The organism is Mesorhizobium sp., from assembly GCF_004962245.1.
Taxonomy (GTDB): Bacteria; Pseudomonadota; Alphaproteobacteria; order Rhizobiales; family Rhizobiaceae; genus Mesorhizobium.
Genome location: NZ_SUHQ01000114.1, coordinates 1 through 337, shown reverse-complemented (window position 1 = coordinate 337; position 337 = coordinate 1). Strand labels below are relative to the sequence as shown.

The 337-nt window shown below is 65.0% G+C and carries 1 protein-coding gene; it reads left to right on the top strand.

What is annotated here, in order from left to right; all coding sequences use genetic code 11:
• On the top strand, nt 1-337 hold a 337-nt coding region (locus E5X88_RS33575; protein WP_292168577.1), incomplete at both ends, for an FCD domain-containing protein.

Here is a 337-nt window from a genome sequence, read left to right as displayed (position 1 = left end):
ATCAAGATGCTGATGGCCAAGAGCCTGCTGGCCTCGCGCCCGAAGATCGGCAGCTGGGTCGAGCCGAAAGAGCGCTGGAACCTGCTCGATCGCGACGTGCTCGCCTGGTACGCGACATCGCCCGACCGCGAGGTGTTCCTGAAAACCGTGCAGGAATTCCGTCACATCATCGAGCCAGAAGCGACAGCTTTCGCCGCCATGCGACGCACAGACGAGCAGATGGCCGAGATCAGCCAGGCCTGCCGGGAGATGGGCGCGGCGACGACGCTGCAGGAGCGCACTCGCGCCGACACGCGTTTTCATCTCGCCATCCTGCGCGCCTCGGGCAACGATCTCC